Annotated in this window: 14 protein-coding genes; 4 read left to right on the plus strand and 10 right to left on the minus strand. The window is 64.7% G+C overall.

The genetic code is table 11. The features are described 5' to 3' along the window. Positions 1-92: 92 nt before the first annotated feature. Positions 93-2,111 carry a TonB-dependent receptor gene (locus KM135_RS05055; protein WP_221712877.1) on the minus strand — a complete coding sequence of 673 codons (2,019 nt, stop codon included), beginning with the start codon at positions 2,109-2,111 and terminating at the stop codon, positions 93-95. 195 nt (positions 2,112-2,306) lie between these two features. Beyond that, the gene (locus KM135_RS05060; RefSeq protein ID WP_221712878.1) at positions 2,307-4,838 is read right to left on the minus strand and encodes a TonB-dependent receptor; all 2,532 of its coding nucleotides are present in this window, start codon (positions 4,836-4,838) and stop codon (positions 2,307-2,309) included. 249 nt (positions 4,839-5,087) lie between these two features. Here KM135_RS05060 and KM135_RS05065 point away from each other — a divergent pair, with 249 nt between their 5' ends. After that, entirely contained in the window at positions 5,088-6,056 is a 969-nt protein-coding gene (locus KM135_RS05065) for a helix-turn-helix domain-containing protein (protein WP_221712879.1), read from the plus strand. A 136-nt stretch (positions 6,057-6,192) separates the two neighbouring features. Here the strand turns inward: KM135_RS05065 and KM135_RS05070 are convergent, their stop codons facing one another. From KM135_RS05070 to KM135_RS05090, 5 genes are all read right to left on the minus strand, one after another. After that, entirely contained in the window at positions 6,193-7,917 is a 1,725-nt protein-coding gene (locus KM135_RS05070) for a PQQ-dependent sugar dehydrogenase (protein ID WP_221712880.1), read from the minus strand. Between the two features lie 22 nt (positions 7,918-7,939). After that, the gene (locus KM135_RS05075; RefSeq protein ID WP_221712881.1) at positions 7,940-8,917 is read right to left on the minus strand and encodes an SMP-30/gluconolactonase/LRE family protein; all 978 of its coding nucleotides are present in this window, start codon (positions 8,915-8,917) and stop codon (positions 7,940-7,942) included. 90 nt (positions 8,918-9,007) lie between these two features. Beyond that, positions 9,008-9,994: a bile acid:sodium symporter family protein gene (locus KM135_RS05080; RefSeq protein ID WP_221712882.1), complete on the minus strand. Its 987-nt coding sequence runs from the start codon at positions 9,992-9,994 to the stop codon at positions 9,008-9,010. A 93-nt stretch (positions 9,995-10,087) separates the two neighbouring features. Beyond that, positions 10,088-10,855, minus strand: coding sequence for a hypothetical protein (locus KM135_RS05085; RefSeq protein WP_246605748.1), 768 nt, complete (start codon positions 10,853-10,855; stop codon positions 10,088-10,090). A 226-nt stretch (positions 10,856-11,081) separates the two neighbouring features. Then, the gene (locus tag KM135_RS05090; protein WP_221712883.1) at positions 11,082-12,554 is read right to left on the minus strand and encodes an aldehyde dehydrogenase; all 1,473 of its coding nucleotides are present in this window, start codon (positions 12,552-12,554) and stop codon (positions 11,082-11,084) included. Between the two features lie 205 nt (positions 12,555-12,759). Between KM135_RS05090 and KM135_RS05095 the strand changes: the two genes are divergently transcribed. Beyond that, positions 12,760-14,553: a DUF885 domain-containing protein gene (locus tag KM135_RS05095; RefSeq protein WP_221712884.1), complete on the plus strand. Its 1,794-nt coding sequence runs from the start codon at positions 12,760-12,762 to the stop codon at positions 14,551-14,553. Positions 14,554-14,644: 91 nt separating this feature from the next. Further along, positions 14,645-15,405, plus strand: a protein-coding gene (locus tag KM135_RS05100) for an IS5 family transposase (RefSeq protein ID WP_221712885.1) whose coding sequence is annotated in 2 segments (ribosomal slippage) — positions 14,645-14,966 and positions 14,966-15,405 — 762 coding nt in all. Because the reading frame shifts where the segments join, the coding sequence is not laid out codon by codon here. A 57-nt stretch (positions 15,406-15,462) separates the two neighbouring features. Here the strand turns inward: KM135_RS05100 and KM135_RS05105 are convergent. From KM135_RS05105 to KM135_RS05115, 3 genes are all read right to left on the minus strand, one after another. Beyond that, positions 15,463-16,347 carry an SDR family NAD(P)-dependent oxidoreductase gene (locus tag KM135_RS05105; RefSeq protein WP_221712886.1) on the minus strand — a complete coding sequence of 295 codons (885 nt, stop codon included), beginning with the start codon at positions 16,345-16,347 and terminating at the stop codon, positions 15,463-15,465. A 122-nt stretch (positions 16,348-16,469) separates the two neighbouring features. Next, positions 16,470-17,942: an ArnT family glycosyltransferase gene (locus KM135_RS05110; RefSeq protein WP_221712887.1), complete on the minus strand. Its 1,473-nt coding sequence runs from the start codon at positions 17,940-17,942 to the stop codon at positions 16,470-16,472. A 102-nt stretch (positions 17,943-18,044) separates the two neighbouring features. After that, a complete protein-coding gene (locus tag KM135_RS05115; RefSeq protein WP_221712888.1) occupies positions 18,045-19,352 on the minus strand; it encodes a cyclic di-GMP phosphodiesterase in 1,308 nt (435 codons plus the stop codon). A 138-nt stretch (positions 19,353-19,490) separates the two neighbouring features. Between KM135_RS05115 and ybaK the strand changes: the two genes are divergently transcribed. Beyond that, complete coding sequence (gene ybaK, locus KM135_RS05120) at positions 19,491-19,964, plus strand: Cys-tRNA(Pro) deacylase (protein ID WP_221712889.1); 474 nt, start codon at positions 19,491-19,493, stop codon at positions 19,962-19,964. Positions 19,965-20,063: the final 99 nt, after the last annotated feature.

The following is a 20,063-nucleotide window of genomic DNA, read 5'->3' on the forward strand; positions in this document are numbered from 1 at the left end:
CATCCGAACAGTCTGCTTTTCTGAGACGACTAGCTTGGCCGCCCTGGGCTCCTGCCTTCGCAGGAGTACTGGTTTTGCTTGTCTAGGGCAGCTTATCCGCCGATCTGGAGTCCGATCCAGAAGGTCTGCGGCGTGCCGAGGTCAACGCTGGTGCTGACCTTGCGAGTGAGGACGGTCACGTCGAACAGGTTCTCGACGCGGCCGATGACGGCGATCCTGTGCGTGATCGGCAGGCGCGCGAAGCCGTCGATCGTGGTGACGCCGGGCATGCGATCGACTTGCAGATCGTCCTCGAACTGCGCGGCGACATAGCGCGCAGTGACGGCGAGGCGTGCGTTGCCCGGGGCGCGCCAGCCGAGGGTGGCGCTGGCGCTGTGGCGCGGGCTTTGCGCGGGGCGCTTGCCGTTGAGCGCGGCGCCCTGCCCGCTCGCCTCGACCTGACTGTCAGCGAAGGCATAAGAGGCGGACAGATCGAACGTGCCGACATCCACCGATCCGGTCAGTTCGAGCCCCTTGGCGACGACCGCATCGACATTGCGGCGCTGGCGCAGATTGGTGCCGATGGTCACATTGGCGATGGCGTTGTCGAGGCGATTGTAGAAGGCGGTGGCCGAGAAGCGAACGCCCTCCGTCGGAGTCAGATCGAAGCCCGCTTCGCCGCCCTTCAGGCGCTCGGGCGCGAGGCCGGCATTGGCCTGCGTCACCACGGGGAAGATCGCGAAGCCGCGATAAAGCTCGTTGATCGTCGGCAGGCGGAAGCTCGTATAACCGGCGGCGCGCAGAGCGACCCTATCCGAAGCGCGCCAGAGCAGGCCCGCGCGCACGCTGCCTTCCCAGTCGTCACGCTCGGGATGGAGCGTGGTGGTGACGGCGCCGGTCGTCGCGTTGCGCTCGGTGAAGCGGCCGCGCGAGATGCTCCAATAGTCCGCGCGTGCGCCGGCGGTCAGCACGACATTGCCGAGCGTCCAGTCGTCCTCCACATAGAGGCCGGTGGTCATCTGGCGGCCGGTCGCGTCGCGCCGGAAAGTCACGGCGCCGGTCGTGGCGTTCATCGCCTCCTCGTACATGTCGGCGGTCGCGAAACGGGTGTCGACGCCGACGCGCAGCAGATGATCGCTGCCGACCGGCGGACGCAGCTCGAGCTTGCCGCCAAGGCCGGTTGAAGGCGTGTTGCGCTGGTTGAGCGTCGGGCGGAAGCTGGTCGCGCTGATCACGATATTGTTGAAATTGCGCAGCTGGACATAGGCCAAGGCCTCGATCTGCCAGTCTCCGCGCGACAGGAAGCGGAGGCTCGCATCCTGCCCTTCCTGGCCATTGTCGGCCCCCTTGAAGCGCAAGGTCCGCTCGTCCTGGAAGAGCGCGATACGTCCCTGGATTTCGCCCGTCTCGCCGACAGGCGCGACGCCCTGCGCCGTGGCCGACCAACTCCGGTAGCGCGCGCGGGAATCGGCCGGGCCGCGCTGGGCCTCGGGCGTGGTCCAGAAGCCATCGCCCCGCGCGAAGCTGCCGGAGAACGAGACATAGCCCGCGCCGACATCGGGCGAGAAGGAGCCGTTGAGCTGGACGGCATTGGCCGTGCCGTAGAAGCCGCTCGCGCTATAGGGCGGGAGTTGGCCGCGATCGGCGGTAAACAGCTCTATCGTGCCCGCGACAGTGCCGGCGCCGAAGGCCCCTGCCCCGCCGCCGCGCGTGATGCGCGCCGCGCCGATCGTGTCGATCGGCAAGGTCGTGAAGGGGATGGAGCCGAAGAAGGGATCGGCGAGCGGCACGCCATCGAGCAGGACGAGCGCCCTGCTGGTCGCGTTGCCGCCCAATGCTCGCAAGGTGACGCCCTGCGCGGAAGGATTGGCCGAGCGGCTATCCGACCGGCGGAACTGCTGGAAGCCGGCGACGTCGGCAAGCGCATGCTCGACCGTGCCCGAGGCGTCCTCACTCAGCCGCTCCTTGGTGATGCGGACCGAGCCGTAAGCGGGCGTGCCCGGCGGAAGATCGAGGCCCCGCCCAAGCACCACGATATCGGAGGCGTCTGCCTCCTGCGCATGAAGAGGCGATGAGGCGAGGACCACGCATCCCGAAAGCAGGATGGCGTTGATGATATTGCGGGCGACCATGGATGCGGCCCTAGCCGGTGGATGACGGGATTGGCAACGGGGTCGGCATTGTCCTTTTGGGACATGGTGCGACCGGCTTTTCCTTCTCGCGGCGGAAGAGGGAATTTACGCACGCCGACAAGAAGCAGGACGGTGGAGCCTGACCCTTTGGCCAGACCCCACCGTCCCGATCTCGAAACGGCCCTTCTGCGTCCGTCAGAACCTGCGGTTGACCGAAACCGCGATCTCGCGCGGACGGCCCGGCTGGCCCGTGGTGTAAAAGGCGTTCTGGAACTTGTTGAGATAATAGTATTTCTCGAACAGGTTCGTCGCCTCAAGCGAGACTTTCCAGTCCTTGTCGATCGTCTGGAAGGTCAGGCGGGCGTTGACGATCGTGTACTTCTCGACCTTCGCATTGGGCGAGCAGAGGAAATCGCCGCAATAGCCCGGCGTGTTGTTGATATCGACGCGCGGCGTCAGCGTGCCGAAACCGAGATCGGCCTCATACTGAATGCCATAGCTCCACTTCCACTTGCCGATGCCCGGGCGGCTGGCGCCCACCACGATCGACGTCGTCGGATAGTTGATCGAGGTGAACTTGAAGTCCGTGAGCGACCAGGAACCGTCGATCTGCAAGCCCGGCACCGGCTTGATGAAGGTCTCGAGCTCGAAGCCCTTCACCTCGGCGTCACCGATGTTCAGATACTGGCCGCACAGGCCGGAGACGCCGCCCCTGTCCGGGTGAAGCGGCTGGTTGTCGAGGCCGATGCAAACCTGCGGCACACCCTGATAGCCGATATAGTCCATGTAGAAACCGGTGACGTTCAGGCGGACCTTGCGATCGAGAAAGTCAGCCTTGAAGCCGACTTCATAGGACTTCAGCTTCTCCGCACCGAACGGGCGGATCTGGTAGAAGCTGTAGGGGCGTGGCGAGATGCCGCCGCCCTTGAAGCCCGTCGCCGCCTGTGCATAGACCATGATGTCCGGCGTCACCTTATAGGATGCGGCCAGGCGCCAGTCGGTGATCGTCTCCTCATAGGTGCCGACCTGGCCCGACAGCGGGTTCTGCGGATTGCTGAGCGGCAGATACTCGCCAATCCCGTTCGGGTTGAAGCGGCCGAACAGATAATCCTTCTTCTCATGTGTCACGCGGATGCCGCCCTCGACGGTCAGCGCCTCCGTGACGTCCCACGCGACATTGCCGAAGCCCGCATAGCTGGTGAGCGACGAGGTATCGTCATTGATGAACGAGAAGCACGGCGTGGCGGCAGCGCAGAAGCCCGAGAACGGCGTGTGGATGCGCGCATCATAGCGGGTGTCCGCATCATAATAATAGCCGCCGACCGTGACATGCACGCTATCGTCGATCAGATTGGCCGACAGGCGCAGCTCCTGGCTGAACTGGCGATGCGTGAACTTCGAATTGTCCTGGATGAAGACGACCGGCGAATTGTCGTTGTCCGAACCGCTCTGGCTGAAATACTTGCGGTAGCCGGTGATCGACTTGAGCGAGAGATTGGGGCTCAGCTCATAATCGACGATAGCCGAGACGCCCCAGCCATCGACCTGGTTCGCCGAGGGCGCGATGAACGGCCCGAGCTTCGCGCCTGCGGGAATTGCGCTGGGCGGCGCACCGGCGGGCTGCGGACCGGCCGCAGCATACATCACGCCGGGATCGTAAAAGTTCGCATAGCTCGCATAGCCGTCGTTAAGGACGGCGTTGGCCCGGCGATACTGGCCATAAGGCACGAAGCGGTCGTCATAGGCGACCCCCTGATAGGGGACGCTGAAACCCGACCGGTTGACCGGGGCTGCCGTCCCCTTCGATGCGGACTCGGCGCTTGCGATCAGCACCGAGGCCTGCGTGGATGACGTGTCCTTGGTATAGTCCGCCGAGACGTTGATCTCGAGCGGGCTGCCGGTGGGCGCCAAGCGGAGCGAGCCGCGGATCGCGTACATCTTCTGGTCGCCCAGTTCGCCCAGCTTGCAGTCATTGCCCACGGCCGCGAGGCGCGGCAGGCGGCCGGCGACCACGTCCGGATCGGTCGGGTTGATGCAGGCATAATCGTAGCGCGTGACATAGCCGTCGCGATTGCGCGTGACGCCGGTGATGCGCGCATAAAGGGCGTCCGGGACGACGGTAAAGTCGGCGCTCGCCTTGATGTCGCGGCGGTTGAGGCTGCCGAGGCTGACCTCGACGAAGCCACCCTCGCCCTCCGGCTTCTTCGAGTAGAGCTTGATGGCGCCGCCCTGCGAGTTCATGCCCGCCAGCGTGCCTTGCGGGCCGCGCAACACCTCGACGCGGTCGAGATCGCTCAGGTCGAAGGCCGAGGCCGTGACCGTGCCGAAATAGATGTCGTCGATATAGATGCCGACGCCCGGTTCGACCGAGGGGCTCTGGTCCGCCTGGCCGACGCCGCGAATATAGGCACGCATCGAGTTGCCGGAGCCGGCGGGATTCTGCTGCAGGATGACGTTGGGCGCCTGCGCCGCGATGTCGGTCAGCCTGGTCTGGCTGCGCGCCTCGAGCTGGGCGCCGCTGACCGCGGTGATGGCGAGCGGGATGTCCTGCAGATTCTGCTCGCGCATCTGGGCCGTCACGACGATATCGTCGCCACTGTCTTCCTCGGCCGCCTGCGGTTCCTGCGCGAAGGCGGGCGTGGCGATCATGGCAAGGGCCATGGCCGCGGCGCCGGCAAAAAGCCGGCTGCGCCGCACCGCATGGGCGTTGATTGTTGTCCTGGTCATAAACCTCTCCCCGATACGGCCACGCCGCATGTTCTCGTGTCGCCCTGGGGAGAGCGGATTGCGCGAGCGCCCTCACCGGCGGCCGCGCTGGACAGGCATGGAAAGCCCCCTCCTAATCCCTCACCCTTCAGGATGCGGTCGCCTGGGACGTGCGAAAACAGATCGCTCCGCGGCCCCGGCGACAGGAAAATTCTTATCCCTTTGACACCGGTACCGCTTTGACCGATGTAGTGCGCCGAGTTGTCGGAGATGGAAACGGTTTATCTTGAAGGGCTTTCGCCCGTTGTCGACCTGAGCGGTGTCGATAGTGCGAAGCGTGCCGATGTCTGGACTGGTACCGCTACCGCCGTATTTCCGGGCCTTTCCGTGCAGGCGATCGAGGCCAATCCCACCATCGGATCGATCCAGCAAAGCCGCGTCGGCCAGGGCTCGATCTTCGCCATTTCATCGGCGCCAGCCGAAGTCAGCTACGTGCCGCGGCTCGACAGTGAGAACAGCCAGTTCCTCACCCTGATGCTGCAGGCCGAGGGCGCGACGATCGCCCGCCAGCGCCAGCGCCATTGCGAGCTCAACAAGGGCGACATCTGCTTCATCGACGAGCGCCATCCCTTCCGCCTGATCGGCGTGGAGGCGAGCCAGCTGCTGCTGCTGCGCATGCCGCGCTCGCTGGTGATGAGCCGCTTCCCGGACATGGAGCATCTCGTCGCGACGCTCATCCCCGGGCGCGATCCGGGAACGCAGCTGCTCTCGCACACGCTGCTCCACCTGCTGCATGTCGCCCGCGAGCTGCGCGACTCTCAGCGGCAGGCCGCGCTCAACGCCATCATCCATCTGCTCGGCGCGACCTCCGGTCTCGCGGTCGAGCTGGAGAACATGCACTGGCGCGTGCAGAAGGCGCTCGACTATATCGAGCTCAACCTGTCGGTCCCGGGCCTCACCGCCGAGCATATCGCGCAGGCCCAGCATATCAGCCGTCGCCGGCTCGATCAGCTGATGCGCGATGCGTTGGGTCTCTCGATCACCGGGCAAATCTGGAGCCGCCGCCTGCAGCGCGCGGCCGACGACCTGCGCGACCAGCGCTGGGCCAACACGTCGATCTCGCAAGTGGCGTTCGCCAACGGCTTCGAAGACCCGGCGCATTTTGCCCGTGCCTTCAAGCGCCGCTTCGAGGCAACGCCGGGCCAGTGGCGCGCATTGGCGCGGACGATCACGCACTGATTGCCCATTGCTAGCCCCTCCTCTTGAGGAGGGGTTTGGGGGTGGTGGCGATGCACCAGCATCGCTCGCGCAGCGAATAAGCGGAACCGTGTAGCACCACCCCAACCCCTCCTCTGAAGAGGAGGGGCTAAGTAATTCATTTCTTCTGGCTCAAGGTCCAGACGTAAGCCGCGACTGCCTGCACGTCGGCATTGCTCAGCTCGGAGCCGCCATTGGCCGGCATGCCGGTCGGGTACTGCTTGGGCGTCACGACGCCTTCGTGGATCACCTTGGCGAGCGAGGCGACCGAGCCGTCCGTCCACAGCCATTTGTCGCCAGTGAGTGCCGGGCCGAGCGTCGAACCGGTGCCGTCCGGGCCATGGCAGCCCTGGCAAGTGCCGGAGCGTTCCAGACCGCGATAGATGCGGCTGCCGAGCGCGACCTGTTCGGACGTGAAGCCTTCCGGAAGCGGCGTCGCGCCGCCCGCATTCGCCGCAGCTTGCGCGTACACCACGGGCCTGGCCGCCGTCAGCGCGGCATTGGAAGCGCCCTTGTAGGTGATCTTCCAGATACGGCCCTGGACGTCGTCCGAAACGTAAAGCGCGCCATCCGGTCCCGCGATGACGCCGGTCGGGCGGTTGGTCGCGCCGCCGGTCGCCTTGCCGGGGCCGGTAAAGCCGTCTGCGAAAAGGATCGCCGGGCCGCTGGCCTTGCCGTTGGCGAGCGGCTGGAACGTGATGTTGAAGCCTTCCTGCGGCATCGGAGCGCGGTTCCATGAGCCGTGGAAAGCGATGAACATGCCGCCCTTGTAGACCGCAGGGAACTGGCCGCCGGCATAGTGCGCAAGGCCGGTCGGGGCGAAGTGCGCGCCGAAGGTCGCGACCGGGCCCTTGGCTGTGGCGCAGCGACCGATCGCCTTGCCGCCGTCGCCGCCATATTCCGGCGCGAGCACGAGCTTCCCCTGCGCGCCGTCATAGTAGCAATAGGGCCAGCCGAAGCTGTCGCCCTTGTTGACCTGGAGCAGTTCCTCGGCGGGGAGATCGACGCCCTGCTGCGTCGTGTAGAGCGCGGGCCAGCTCTGCGAAAGCTGATCGCGCCCATGCTGCACGGCGAACAGGCGTCCGCCTGCATCGAAGGCAATGCCGCCGGTATTGCGGATGCCGCTGGCGAAGCGCTCCCTGGCCGAAAAACGCTGGTTGGTCTTCGCTGCGCTGTATTTCCAGATACCGCCCTGCAGCACAAGTTCGTCGCACGGATCCTTGCCCATCGAACCGGGCTGGCGATTGGCCTTTTCGCACACATTGGAGGGCGAGCCGCTGTTGACGAAAAGATTGCCCGCCTTGTCGATAGCGATGGCCTTCATCATGTGATCGCCATTCATCGGCATGCCGTCCACGATGACGGTCGGTTCGCCGGTCGGGATCGCCTGGCCCGCCTTCATCGCATAGCGCACGATCTTGTCGTCCACCTGCACGAACAGGCCGTCCTTCCAGATGGCGATGCCGGTGCCGCCGCCCGTGCCGTCCTCGCGCGGCGTGGTGCCGAAACGATCGGCCTGGTCGGCCTTGCCGTCGCCATTCGTGTCGCGCAGCGCGACGATGAAGCCGCCGGCCGGCGCGGGCGTGCGGAAATAGCGGCTCATCCAGGTGTTGACGTAGAGCGTGCCGTCGGCGCCCACGACCATGTGCCGGGCGTGGCCGATATTGTCCGCGAAGATCGTCGCGCAAAAGCCGGGCGGCAGGCTGAGGCCGGTCTCGTCATTGGCGCAGGTCGCGTCGTCCTGCGCGCGGGCCGTGCCGCCGAAAGGCTGGGTGATGGCGATCGCGCCGCCGAACAAGGCTACGGCGCCGGTGAGCGCGAGCATGGGGAGGGTCCTGGACATTGGGCTGGTCCTTGTCAGAAGATCAATGATGGTGGGCGTGCGGCGCGGCCGGCGCCGCGATCGGCGTGAGCTTGAACGGCGGCGGGGTCTTGTCGCGCTTCGTCGGGTCGAAGAAATAGGAGAACTCGGCCTCGACATACCAGATCGTGCCGTCATGCAGATCGGCGCTGGTTGGTGAGGACAGGCCCTCCTTCACGATCTCGACCTGCGCCTTGTCGCCCTCGACGGTGACGATCGTCACCTTGCCGCGCGATTCCGCCTGGACGAAGCGCAGCCCGCCGATCGCGCGCAGTCCGTCCGGCGCGGTGATTGGCTGTGAGGGGGTCAGCAAGGTCGTCTTGCCCGCGCTCCCGTCCGGCTTCACCTCGACACGCGCCATGATGTTGGACTGCCAGTTGTTGACGTAGAGATGGCCGTCTCCGCCGAGTGCGATGCCGTCGAGGCCGGAACCGGTTCCGGTCGCATAGGCCGTGTCATGATGCCAGTCTTCCAGCGTCGTCGCGCCCTTCCTGAACCGCAGGATATGGGAATTGGTCGTGTCCGTGACATACAGCGTGCCGTCCCTGGCAACCGCCATGTCGTTGCACATCGGCTTGTTGCCCGGCAGCGGAAGACTGTAGCGCCCCTTCCCCGTCTTGAGATCGAAGCCCTTGAGCACGCTCGTGGGATCGGCACCGGCGATCTTCGCGCTCATCGGCGTATCGGGATTGCTGCAGGCCCAGAGCACGCCGTTCACTGTATCAGCCAGCACGCCGAAGATGGAGCCGCTGGCGAAATCGCCCGATTTCACGAACTGGTCGACCTTGCGGGTCTTGAGCGAAATGCGTTGCACGCCGCCCTGCATGCCGCCGACATAGGCATGGCCATCCGATGAAATGCTGACGCTTTCCGGGTGGAGGCGCTCGCCCGAGAGCGTGATTGCCGTGGGGGTTTGCGCGAGAGCGGGCATGGTGGATGCCAGGAAAACTGCTGCCACCGCCTGCTTCGTCGATCGCCGCATGTCGCCCACTCCTGCTAATTAGCTATCTTGCTAAGCATCCATAGGCGGCGTCATTGACTCTGTCTATCGGCGTTCGGAAAGCGATCGCTGTCAGACGCCGGGTTGTTCGGTTGCGATCGCACGACGCTCGTAGCGGCGCGCCAGGAAGGCGCAGGCGATCAGCTGGATCTGATGATACATCATCAGTGGCAGGACGATCGCGCCGACAGCGGCGGCCGGAAACAGCACGCTCGCCATGGGCACGCCGGTGATGAGCGACTTGACCGATCCGCAGAAGACCAGCGCCGCCTCGTCGGGCTGCGAGAGCTTCGCTACGCGCGCCGCGCCGCGCACCGCGACGACCACGATCGCCAGCAAGCCGAGGCAGAACAAGACAAGGATCAGCAGATCGACCGCCGAGACGGTCTGCCAGATGCCGTTCACGACTGCCTTGCCGAAGGCCGCATAGACCATGATCAGCACCGATCCGCGATCCACCACGCTGAACATCGGCTTGCGCGCCTTGAGCCAGCCGCCGATGCGCTTGTGGAGCAGTTGCCCCGCCGCGAAGGGCAGCAGGATCGTGCTGACGATCGACCAGACCGCATCGAAGCTGATCGCGCTCTGATTGGCGAGCAGGAGCCCGGTCAGCAGCGGCGTCAGGACGATGCCGGCGAGGTTCGAGGCCGAGGCCGCGCAGATCGCGGCGGGCACATTGCCCCGTGCGATCGAGGTCAGCGCGATCGAGGACTGCACGGTCGAGGGCAGGCAACAGAGGAACAGCAGGCCGGTATAGAGGTTCGCATCGATCGCATGGCCGCGCAGCGGACCAAGGCCGAGGCCGATCAGCGGGAACAACAGGAAGGTGCTGGCGAGGATCAGCAGCTGGAGCTTCCACTGGCCGAGCGCATCCTTGACCGCCTCGGTCGAAAGATTGGCGCCGTGCAGGAAGAAGAGCAGGATGATCGAGGCGCGACCGATCACATCCACGACCGACACGAAGCCGCCCCGCGCCGGCAGGAATGTCGCCAGCAAGACGGTCCCGATCAGCATCAAGGTGAACCGGTCCGGCTTCGGCCAGACGAACTTCGTCGCCATTCTTCCCCCTTTGTCGGTCGCTCGACCTATGCGCAGCCGATACGCTGCCTCATGACAGCGTTCCGGTCGCGACGCAGGGCGAACGGATTCTGTTTACAGAGCGCGCGTCGGCATGCTGATCGATCGCCACATATGCGCGACGGGGCTATGGTCGAAGCCGAGGCCCTGCTCCGGCTGCTTGAAATTGCGGCCGATAATGTCCTCGAACTCCTCCAGCTCGACCCGCACCTCGGGATCAAACGCATAATAGTCGTTCAGGCAGATGAGCCGGCCGGTCATGTAATATTTATGGTCCTTGAGCATGGCATAGGCCTCATGGACATAGGGCTCGGGCGTGAAGTCGGGGCCGAAATATTTGATGTACGCCTCGGGATATTCATAGCCCACGGACGGGTCCGGGAAGAAGCGCAGCACCTGATGCGCGCGGATCGCCCAGCTCACTTCCTCATCGACATAGGGCTCGACCAGCATCGCGCCCCAATAGCCGTGATCGCCGCCGATGAAGCCGGTGACGCTGATGTCGTGCAGCAGGCAGGCGAGCACGATCTTCTCGTCATGCCCGTTCCTGAGCGCGAGCCGGGCGCTCTGCATCACATGCTGCGTATTGCCGAAGCGCATACGGAAGAAATCCATCAAGGTCGGCTTCTCCGGCATCGCCGGAATGCGCGGATCCGGACCCATGAGGAATTTCTTCCCGTCCGCCAGCGCATCGAACAGGTCGTGCCGCGGCGAGGCAGGATCGTAAATGCCCGACACCGCGAAGGCCGAGCGAATGGGCCGCCGCTCGGCAACGCGCCGCTCCAGCTCCATGCTCATTTCATGTTCGAGCGCATCCGCGCGCTCGGAAAGGGTAGCCATCATCCTGCTCCTGATATTGGTCGTGACGCAGCCATGAGGGCGCCGTTCATGCGAGAAATCTGGTGGTTTTTGGCGGAAGATCAAGCGGAAACAGGGGATTTGCGATTGTATTCCCCTGTTTGGCCAAATGGCGCAAGTTTATTGCGGGCGGGTCCTCTCCCGCACCGATTTCGATCAAAAAGGCGCCCGGGATCGCTCCCGAGCGCCTTCTTGCAAATTCCTTTCCGGATCAGGCGAAATAGACCGCCTTCGTCTCGGTGTAGTTCTCCAGACCCTCGATGCCGCCATCACGTCCGAGGCCGGACTGCTTGAAGCCGCCGAACGGCATGTGGATATCGACCATCATGCCGTTGATCGTCACCGAACCGGCCCGATACTCGCGCGAGACGGCAAAGCCGCGCTCCGCATCCTGCGTGTAGATCGCGCCGTGAAGGCCATAGACCGTGTCATTGGCCTTGGCGATCATGTCCGCCTCATTGTCGTAATCGACGAACGAGACGACCGGACCGAAAATCTCTTCCTTGAAGATCGTCATGTTCGGGTCGACGTCCGTGAACACGGTCGGCTCGATGAAGAAGCCGCTGTTGAGGCCGCTCGGGCGGCCGCCGCCCAACGCCAGCGTGGCCCCCTCGGCCTTGCCCTTCTCGATATAGCCCTGCACGCGATCGAGCTGGCGCTGCATCGCCAGCGGGCCGATGCCGGTGTCGGCCTGGAAGGGATCGCCCACCTTCACCTTCGAGACGGCGCTCGTATAAGCGTCGATGATCTCGGCCTTGCGGCTCTTGGGCACCAGCACGCGGGTCAGCGAGAAGCAGACCTGGCCGGTGATCGGCATGGAATAGGGCACGAGGCTCTTGAGCACATGATCCATGTCCGCATCGTCGAGGATCATTGCCGCCGACTTGCCGCCGAGCTCCAGCGAGACGCGCGCCAGACGCTCCGAGGCGACGCCGGCAATGTGCTTGCCTGCGGCCGTCGAGCCGGTGAAGCTGATCTTGTCGATGCCGGCATGGCGCACGAGATGATCGCCAACCTCACGGCCGGCCGGCAGCATGTTGAACACGCCCGCCGGGATTCCCGCCTCCGCGATCGCCTCGGCGAGGATATGCGCGTCGATCGGAGTTTCGGGGGACGGCTTGCAGACCATGGTGCAGCCTGCCGCGAGCGCCGCCGCGACCTTGTAGACCAGTAGCACCATCGGCGCGTTCCAGGGCGTCACCGCCGCGACGACGCCGACCGGCTCCTTGACCACGCGCACGCGATTGCCGCCCATGGAGCCGATCCGCTCCTCGACGAACTCATAGGTCTCGCACTGCTCGCCATAGAATTTGAACAGGCCGGGCACCTGATAGCTGGCCTTGCTGGTGAAGCCGATGGTCGCGCCGACCTGGCCGGTCCAGGCTTCGGCCAGCTCCGGCATGCGGGCCAGCAGAATGTCCGAAACCTTCTTGAGGTAGACGCCGCGCTCGGGGGGCGACATGCGCGGCCACGGGCCGGTGTCGAACGCCTTGCGCGCGGCGGCCACGGCCGTGTCCACGTCAGCGATCGTCGGCTCGAAATAGGTGAGGACAGTCTCTTCATTATGCGGCGTGACAACGGTCAGCTCATTGCTGCCGCTGCTCGCGCGCCATTCGCCGTCGATGAACAGCTGGGCGGCGCCGCGATCCTTGATGCCTTTGAGGGTCTTGCTGAACTGCTCCATCCGTCTGTCTCCTAAGAACGAGTCGCGTTTTCGTGAACCTGCACTGGCGACTCAGTGGCCTAGAGGCAAGTGCGGATTTGGCGGATTTCCGGCAGAGACAAGCCATGCGGCGGCCAGACATGATCGCGCAATGCCTCTCTCCTGAGCAGCAATTGCCGCTCGCCTCGTTGGCGTCTACTTCTCGCGGCAACAGAAGGAGTTCCTCATGCGCCGTTCCGCTCTGCTGATGCCCCTAGCGATGCTTGCCGTCCCCGCTTTGCCGATCCTCGCGCCGTCCTTCACAGCCACGGCCGCCCAGCCGGCCAATGCGGATGCTGCCTTCTCCGCACTTTCGGCCGCCTATATCGACAATGTCGCGCGCCTTTCGCCGGTCTACGGCACTCAGCTCGGCGATCACCGGTTCGACGACAAGCTGCCGGACATCAGCGCGGCGGGTCGCGCGGCGCAGGTTGCGTTCGACAGGAAGATGCTGGCCGATCTCGCGAAGATCGACATCAAGGCGCTGAGCCGCGACAATCAGGTCGATGCGTTGTTGCTCAAGAATGCGCTCGAATATGATCTCTGGGACATCGAGGTGCTCAAGAGCTGGTCGTGGAATGCGCAGAGCTACAACGACGTGGCGGGGAGTGCGCTCTACACGCTCGCGGCGCGCGACTTCGCGCCCTGGCCGCAGCGCCTGAAGGCCGCGACCGCGCGCATGGAGGCCCTTCCAGCCTTCCTGCTGGAAAGCCGCAAGCGACTGATCGCAGCAAAGGTGCCGGAAATCTACGCGACCACTGTCTCGCGGCAGAACAGCGGCATCGTCGACATTGCCGAAAGTATGCTCGCGCCGCATGCGGATGAACTGGCACCGGCGGACAAGGCGCGGTTCGATGCAGCGCTGGCGAAGCTCAAGAGCGCCGTCGCCGACCAGCAGGTCTGGCTCGACAAGACGCTCGCCCCGGCGGCGAAGGGCGATTTCCGGCTCGGCACCAGGCTTTACGATCAGAAGATGCGCTTCGCGCTCATGTCGACGATGAACCGCACCGAGCTCAAGGCGAAGGCCGAGAAAGCCGCGACCGACGCGCGGGCGGAAATGTATGCGCTCGCGCAGCAGGTGCTTGCCGGAAAGCCGGGCGCGCCGCCTCTGCCCGCCCAGCCGACGCAGGCCCAGCGCATGGCCGCGATCGAAGCGGCGCTGGAGCTGAGCTATGCGCAACGTCCGAACCGCGACGGCGTCATGGACAAGGCCAAGGCCACGCTCGCTTCCGCCACGGAATTCGTCCGCGCCAAGGATCTCATCTCGCTCCCCGCCGCGCGCGTGCAGATCATCACTATGCCCAAGTTCCAGCAGGGCGTGGCGGTGGCCTACTGCGATTCCCCCGGTCCCTTGGACAAGGGACAGGACACATTCTACGCCATCTCGCCCATCCCCGACGGGTGGAGCGACGAGCAGGCGACCTCGTTCCTGCGCGAATATAACGACTATATGATCCACGATCTCAGCATCCACGAGGCGATGCCGGGCCACTGGCTCCAGATCGATCACAGCAATCAGGACAAGTCGATGCTTCGCGCGGTGCTCAGCTCCGGGCCGTTCGTGGAAGGCTGGGCTGTCTATGCCGAGGGCATGATGGCGGACGCGGGTTATATGAACGGCGATCCGCTGTTCAAGCTGACCGTGCTCAAGATGCGCCTGCGCTCGATCACCAATACCTTGCTCGACATCGGTATCCATACCGAGGGGATGAGCCGGGAGGCGGCCATGGAGTTGATGACCAAGGGCGCTTTCCAGCAGGAGCGCGAGGCCTCCGGCAAATGGGTCCGCGCGCAGCTCTCCTCGACCCAGCTGCTGAGCTATTTCTCGGGCTATGAGGAGCATATGGAGATGCGCGCCGAGGCGAAGCGGCGCTGGGGCGCCAGCTTCACGCTCAAGCGCTACAACGACGCGGTGCTCTCGCACGGCTCGCCACCCGCGCGGTTCGTGCGCCAGCTGGTGCTCGATCTGCCGATCGGGTGAGCAAGCGGAAACATTCACTAGGCCGTAGTGACATTTTAGGGATTCACGGCGGCGACGATTTCTGATTCAACACTGGCTTTTGGAGGCTGGTGTGGAAGGCGATGCACTTCGGGACGATCAGTGGGAGCGGCTGCGCGAGTTTGTGCCGGGTGGGCGTAAGGGCAAACGTAGCCCGCGCAGCGACGGCCGACGGTTCCTCGACGCGCTGCTCTGGCTTGCGCGTTCGGGGGGACGATGGCGCGACCTGCCCGAGCGTTTTGGTCCCTATCAGACGGCGAAGCGGCGCTACTATCGCTGGGTCGAGCAAGGGGTGATCGACCGGATATTCGAAGCCGTGTCGGATGATCCAGACATTGAGTGGCTGGCGATCGATGCGACCGTGATCCGCGCCCAGGCCCAGGCGGCCGGAGCGCGCGTAAAAAGGGGGGCGTTCAAGCCCAGGCTCTCGGGCGATCGAGAGGTGGGTTCGGCACCAAAATCCACGCCGTAGTAGATGCGCTTGGCCTGCCGATCCGCTTCATCCTCGGCCCCGGCCAGCAGAACGACATGGCGCCTGCCTGCGACCTCATCCGTGGCATCCCGGCGCAGAAGGTTCTGGCCGACCGCGCCTATGACGCCGATCGTCTGCACGATCTCATCTACGAACAAGGCGGCGAGCCGGTCATACCGCCCCGCCGCCATCGCAAATATCAGCACCGCTACGATCGCATCGCCTACAAACAGCGTTGGGGCATCGAGGGCTTCTTCGCCAAGCTCAAGCAATGGCGTCGCATCGCTACAAGATATGACAAGCTCGCCGCCAACTTCCTCGGCTTCGTCAAACTCGCCAGCATCATGCTATGGCTCAAATGATTAAATCGTCACTACAGCCTAGCCCCTCCCCTTCGGGGGAAGGGTTAGAATGAAAGATCAGTCCTTCGCCTCCATCGCGAAGAAGCGGTCCACTTCCGAGCGGCGGAAATTCTCGAAGTCGGCGCGCGCCTGGGGCACGGGCAGATCGGTGACGAACGCATCTTCGATCGCGCGATGGCGCTGCTTCACCTCATCGAGGAACTCGGTGTGAGTAAGGATATGGAAGCGGTTCTCGCGGATCGCTTCCACCACCAGGCGCCCCATGTCGATCGGATCGACCGCGACGCGCATCGCTGCCCACAGATTCTTGGTGAAATTGCCGACCTCGCCCGGAGGGGCGCCGTCATCGGTCTCCGGAATGTCGATGAGCTGCGTCCTGACCGCGCCCGGATACAGGCAGGAGACACCGATGCCATGCGGCGCGAGATCCATGCGCAGCGCCTCGGTGAAGCCGCGCACGGCATATTTGGACGCGGAATAGGCGCCCATATGCGGCAACGGCACCATGCCCGCCATCGACGCGGTGTTGACGATATGCCCGCCCTCGCCCTGCTCGATCATGATCGGCGCGATGATCTTCACGCCGTTGACCACGCCGCCGAGGTTGATGCTGATCGCCCGATCCCATTCGTCGAACTCGGGATCGATGGTGAGGCCGCCGCCGCCGACGCCCGCATTGTTGCATAGGACATGGATCTTGCCGAAGACATCCAGCGTCTCCGTCGCCGCCGAGCGCAGGCTCTCGCGGTCGGAAACATCGACCTTGATCATATGGATGGCATTGTTGCCCTTCAGGATCTCGCGGGCCTGATCGAGATGATGGTCGTTATAGTCGGCGATGACGACCTTCATGCCCTCGGTCAGGAAATTGCGCGCCATGCCGAGCCCGATGCCGCTGGCGCCGCCGGTGACGAACGCAACTTTCCCTGAGAAATTCTTCATGCTGGGCCTCTCCTGTTGTCGGCCTCACCGGCCGCACGCACGGGGAGCCTAACGGAGCCTCCCGCGCTCGCCAAGCGCTTCAGCGCACAGAGGCATGCACTGCGCGAAACGCAGTGTTTGACCTACCGATCCGGCTTGCGGCGCCAGACCATGCGGAAGCGGCCCTTTCCGGTCTCCTCCTTGAGAGCGAGATAATAATGTGCCTTCAGTTCACGATCGACCACCGCATTGCTGCCGAGATTGCGCAGCGACCAGAGCGGCCAGTCCGTGATGACGGCATCCGGGCGCGTCGCCATGATCCGCTCGACCTCCGCGACCGGATCGACGCCGAGGCTGGTCGCTTCCATGATGCCGTTGAGATGCCCCGGAAAGAGGTAGCGACCCGGCAGACAGGAGCGCGTCTCCGAATAGAGCGCCGGGAAGCCATCGAGCACGAAGATGCAGCGCGGCGCGGGACCGATGGCGGCCACCATGTGATCGACCGTCTCGCGATCGCCCTTCGACCAGATGAAGAAGCCCATCAGAATTTGCCCGACGATCGCGGCCAGCGCCGTCACGCCGATGGCGAAGCGGCGCATCACATCCAGTGCCGGGGCGGCAAGAATGGCGAGTGGCGGGATGAGCGGAATGAAGTAGTGCGGCGAGAAGCTGCGCATCAGCACCATCGAGGCGAAAGCGACGAGCGCCCAGATGCCGATGAAACGCTGCACCGGCCCTCGCCCCCTCATGCGCAACCAGCCGAGGGCGGCCGCGATCAGCAGGAGCAGGATCGTCGCGATGCCGCCGGCCAGCTCGCCAAGCAGATCGGGCAGCGGCATGGGCGTGCGCAGAAAAATGGAGGTGATATTGGCGAACAGCCAGGTCTCGCCATGGCCGATGGACGCATAGGCGCCCCAGGCAATGGCGGTCGGCAGGACGGCGAGCGCGGCCCAGAGCATGCCGAGCAAGGCGAGCCGCGCCAGATGAAGACCCCGCCACCAGCCGAGGCCGAGCAGGACGAGGCCGAAATATATGCCTTCGAGCAGCACCGTATATTTGATCTGGGCGGCGAGGCCGATGAGGAGCATCGCCAGCGCACCGTCACGGGCAAGGCGTGCGCGGGGGGCCGTGCCCTCGATCTGCCGCAACAGCAGGAAGGCCGCGCCGCAGATGGGCCAGGCAGTCAGGACCGACGCCTGCCCGCCTTCCCCCTGCAGCAGGTTGAGCCACAGGATGGACAGTGCGGCGGCGATCAGCGGCCCGCGCCATGTCGCGCAGAGCGGGCGCGCCATGGCATGGACGAGCCAGGCGGTCCCCACGACGAACACCAGCGCCATGAGCTGATAGGAGAGCGCCTGTTCGCCGCCGACTGCCGCAGCGAGCGCGTAGAGCAGGAACAGGCCGATCGGCTTGCGATCCCATATGTCGATGAACGGCACCGTGCCGTGGAGCATGCGTTCGCCGATGAGGCGGTAGAACTGCTCGTCGAACTCGATGACCGGATTGCCGAAGGTCTGCGCGCGGGCGAGCGTCGCCATCAGCAGCAGGAGCAGAAACAGGCGCCAGCCGCGCGTCCAGGCGGGTTGCGACGGGGCGAACGGAGGCGCGACGATCATCTGCGGCTCATGGACAGGGCCGCGATCTTTCTCAAGCGGATTGCTGCTGCCGTCCAGCCCGAAGGCGAGAGCGAGAGCGCCCTGATTTGTCCATTTTTACCGTTATTGCAGAGCCTTGCAGGCGCTATTGAAGACCATTTCGCGGATCGCCGGGAAGTTCTCGATCGCATAGCCGGCCGCATCGTCACTGCAGACGATGTCCACCCGGCCTCCATACATTCGCAGGTTCAGATCTTCGGGCTTGATCACGCGGCGTGCAGTGATGTCGTAGAAGGACCAGACGCGCGGCCGGGTATAGTCATCGACATTCTGATCGACCACGAGCGCCAGCCGGCCGGTGGTGAGGCGCACGACGGAGCCGATCGGATAGACGCCGACGCTCTCGATGAACTGATCGAGAATGTCGTCGTCAAACTCCCCTTCCATGCCGCGCATCAGGCCGAGTGCGGCATTGGGATCGATCCGCGGGCGATGGGGACGATCGGATGTCATCGAATCATAGACGTCGCAGATCGCCGCCATGCGCCCGAATAGGCCGATCTCCTCGCCGGCGATGCCGCGCGGATAACCGGTGCCGTCATAGCGCTCATGGTGTTCGAGGCAGACCTGCGTGACTTCCTCGGGAATCTCGCCGCCCATGGTCAGGAACTCATGGCCCAGCGTCGTGTGCGTCTGGACGATCTCGCGCTCCTTGTCGGAGAGATCTTCCAGGATATTCGACACGTCGATCGGCAGATGGCCCATGCCGACGTCCATCAGCAATCCGGCAAGGCCCGCATCCTTCACGCGCTGCTCGGGCAGGCCCATCTGCCGGCCGAGCGCGATCATCAGCGCGCTGACCGCGAGGCCATGCGCATAGAGCGATGTATTCTCGCGGCGGATGCGCATCAGGCCGTTGAAGGCATGCGGGTTGCGCTGGATCGAGGCGAAGAGGTCCTCGATCACCGGCTCGACCTGGCCGCGGGAAATGGCCTTGCCGAGCCGCGCCTGCTCGAACACGCCCGCCAGCACCCGGCTGGCCCGCGCGACCACGGCCTTGGCATGGCCGATCTCGCGCGCGACGCTGAGCTGTGCGGTCGAGCGCGGATCGAACGGCACGACATTCGTGGGGCGAACGACTTCCGGATGACGCTCGGCGCGGGCGCGATCGAGCGCGCTGGCGCCGCCGGTGCTGGATGGCACGACCAGTGGCCGCTGCCGGCCCCCGCTGGCGCCCTTGCCGCCGACATCATCGCCTTGCGACACGTCGATGAGCACGCCCTCGACCTCGCTGTTGCGCAGATCGGCCAGTGTCTCCGCGTCGGTCAGCAGAAACTTGGTGCGCCAGAACGGGTGCTTGAGCCAGTTCCCTTCCAGCTTGTGGATGAACATGCCGAGCTGGACGTCGGCAGCATCGATTCTTTTCAACATGTCCCGCAAATTCCCGTCGTTCTGCCGGGACATTGGCGCGGGAGGATATACCGAACGGATAAGGGTTTTGGTTGCCAAGCCGTTGTCCATATCGCCTAACCGCGTAACGTGCCGAATTCGGGGGACGCAGGGAACATCATGTCCAGGGCGACACGCGCCACGCGGGCGCTGGAACAGGCTGGGATCGCATTCGGCGTCCACAGCTACGACTATGACCCGACTGCCGACCGCATCGGGCTGCAGGCCGCGGATGCGATCGGCGAGCAACCGGCGCGCGTGCTCAAGACGCTGATGGCGCGCGTGGACGGAAAACCGGCCTGCGTCATCCTCCCCTCGGACCGGGAAGTCGCGATGAAGAAGCTGGCTGCGGCGCTGGGCGGCAAGTCGGCCGAGATGATGAAGCCCGCCGACGCCGAGCGGCTCTCCGGCTACAAGGTGGGCGGGATCAGCCCGTTCGGTCAGATGCGGCCCGTGCCGGTTGTCATCGAGGAAAGCGCGATGGCGCATGAACTGGTCTATATCAATGGCGGGCAGCGCGGCCTGCAGGTCCGGCTTGCGCCACGCGATGCGGCGACGCTGCTGAAGGCGACCGTGGCGTCTATCGTCGCCTGATCGAGCGGATCGACCAGGAGCGGCGAAGCGGCCCGCGCGGTCGCCGTGCCGATTATGGCACGACGGCCATGCAATTGCAGCGCGGTTGAAATAGGCTAT

It is taken from the genome of Sphingobium xanthum (assembly GCF_019737615.1).
Taxonomy (GTDB): Bacteria; Pseudomonadota; Alphaproteobacteria; order Sphingomonadales; family Sphingomonadaceae; genus Sphingobium; species Sphingobium xanthum.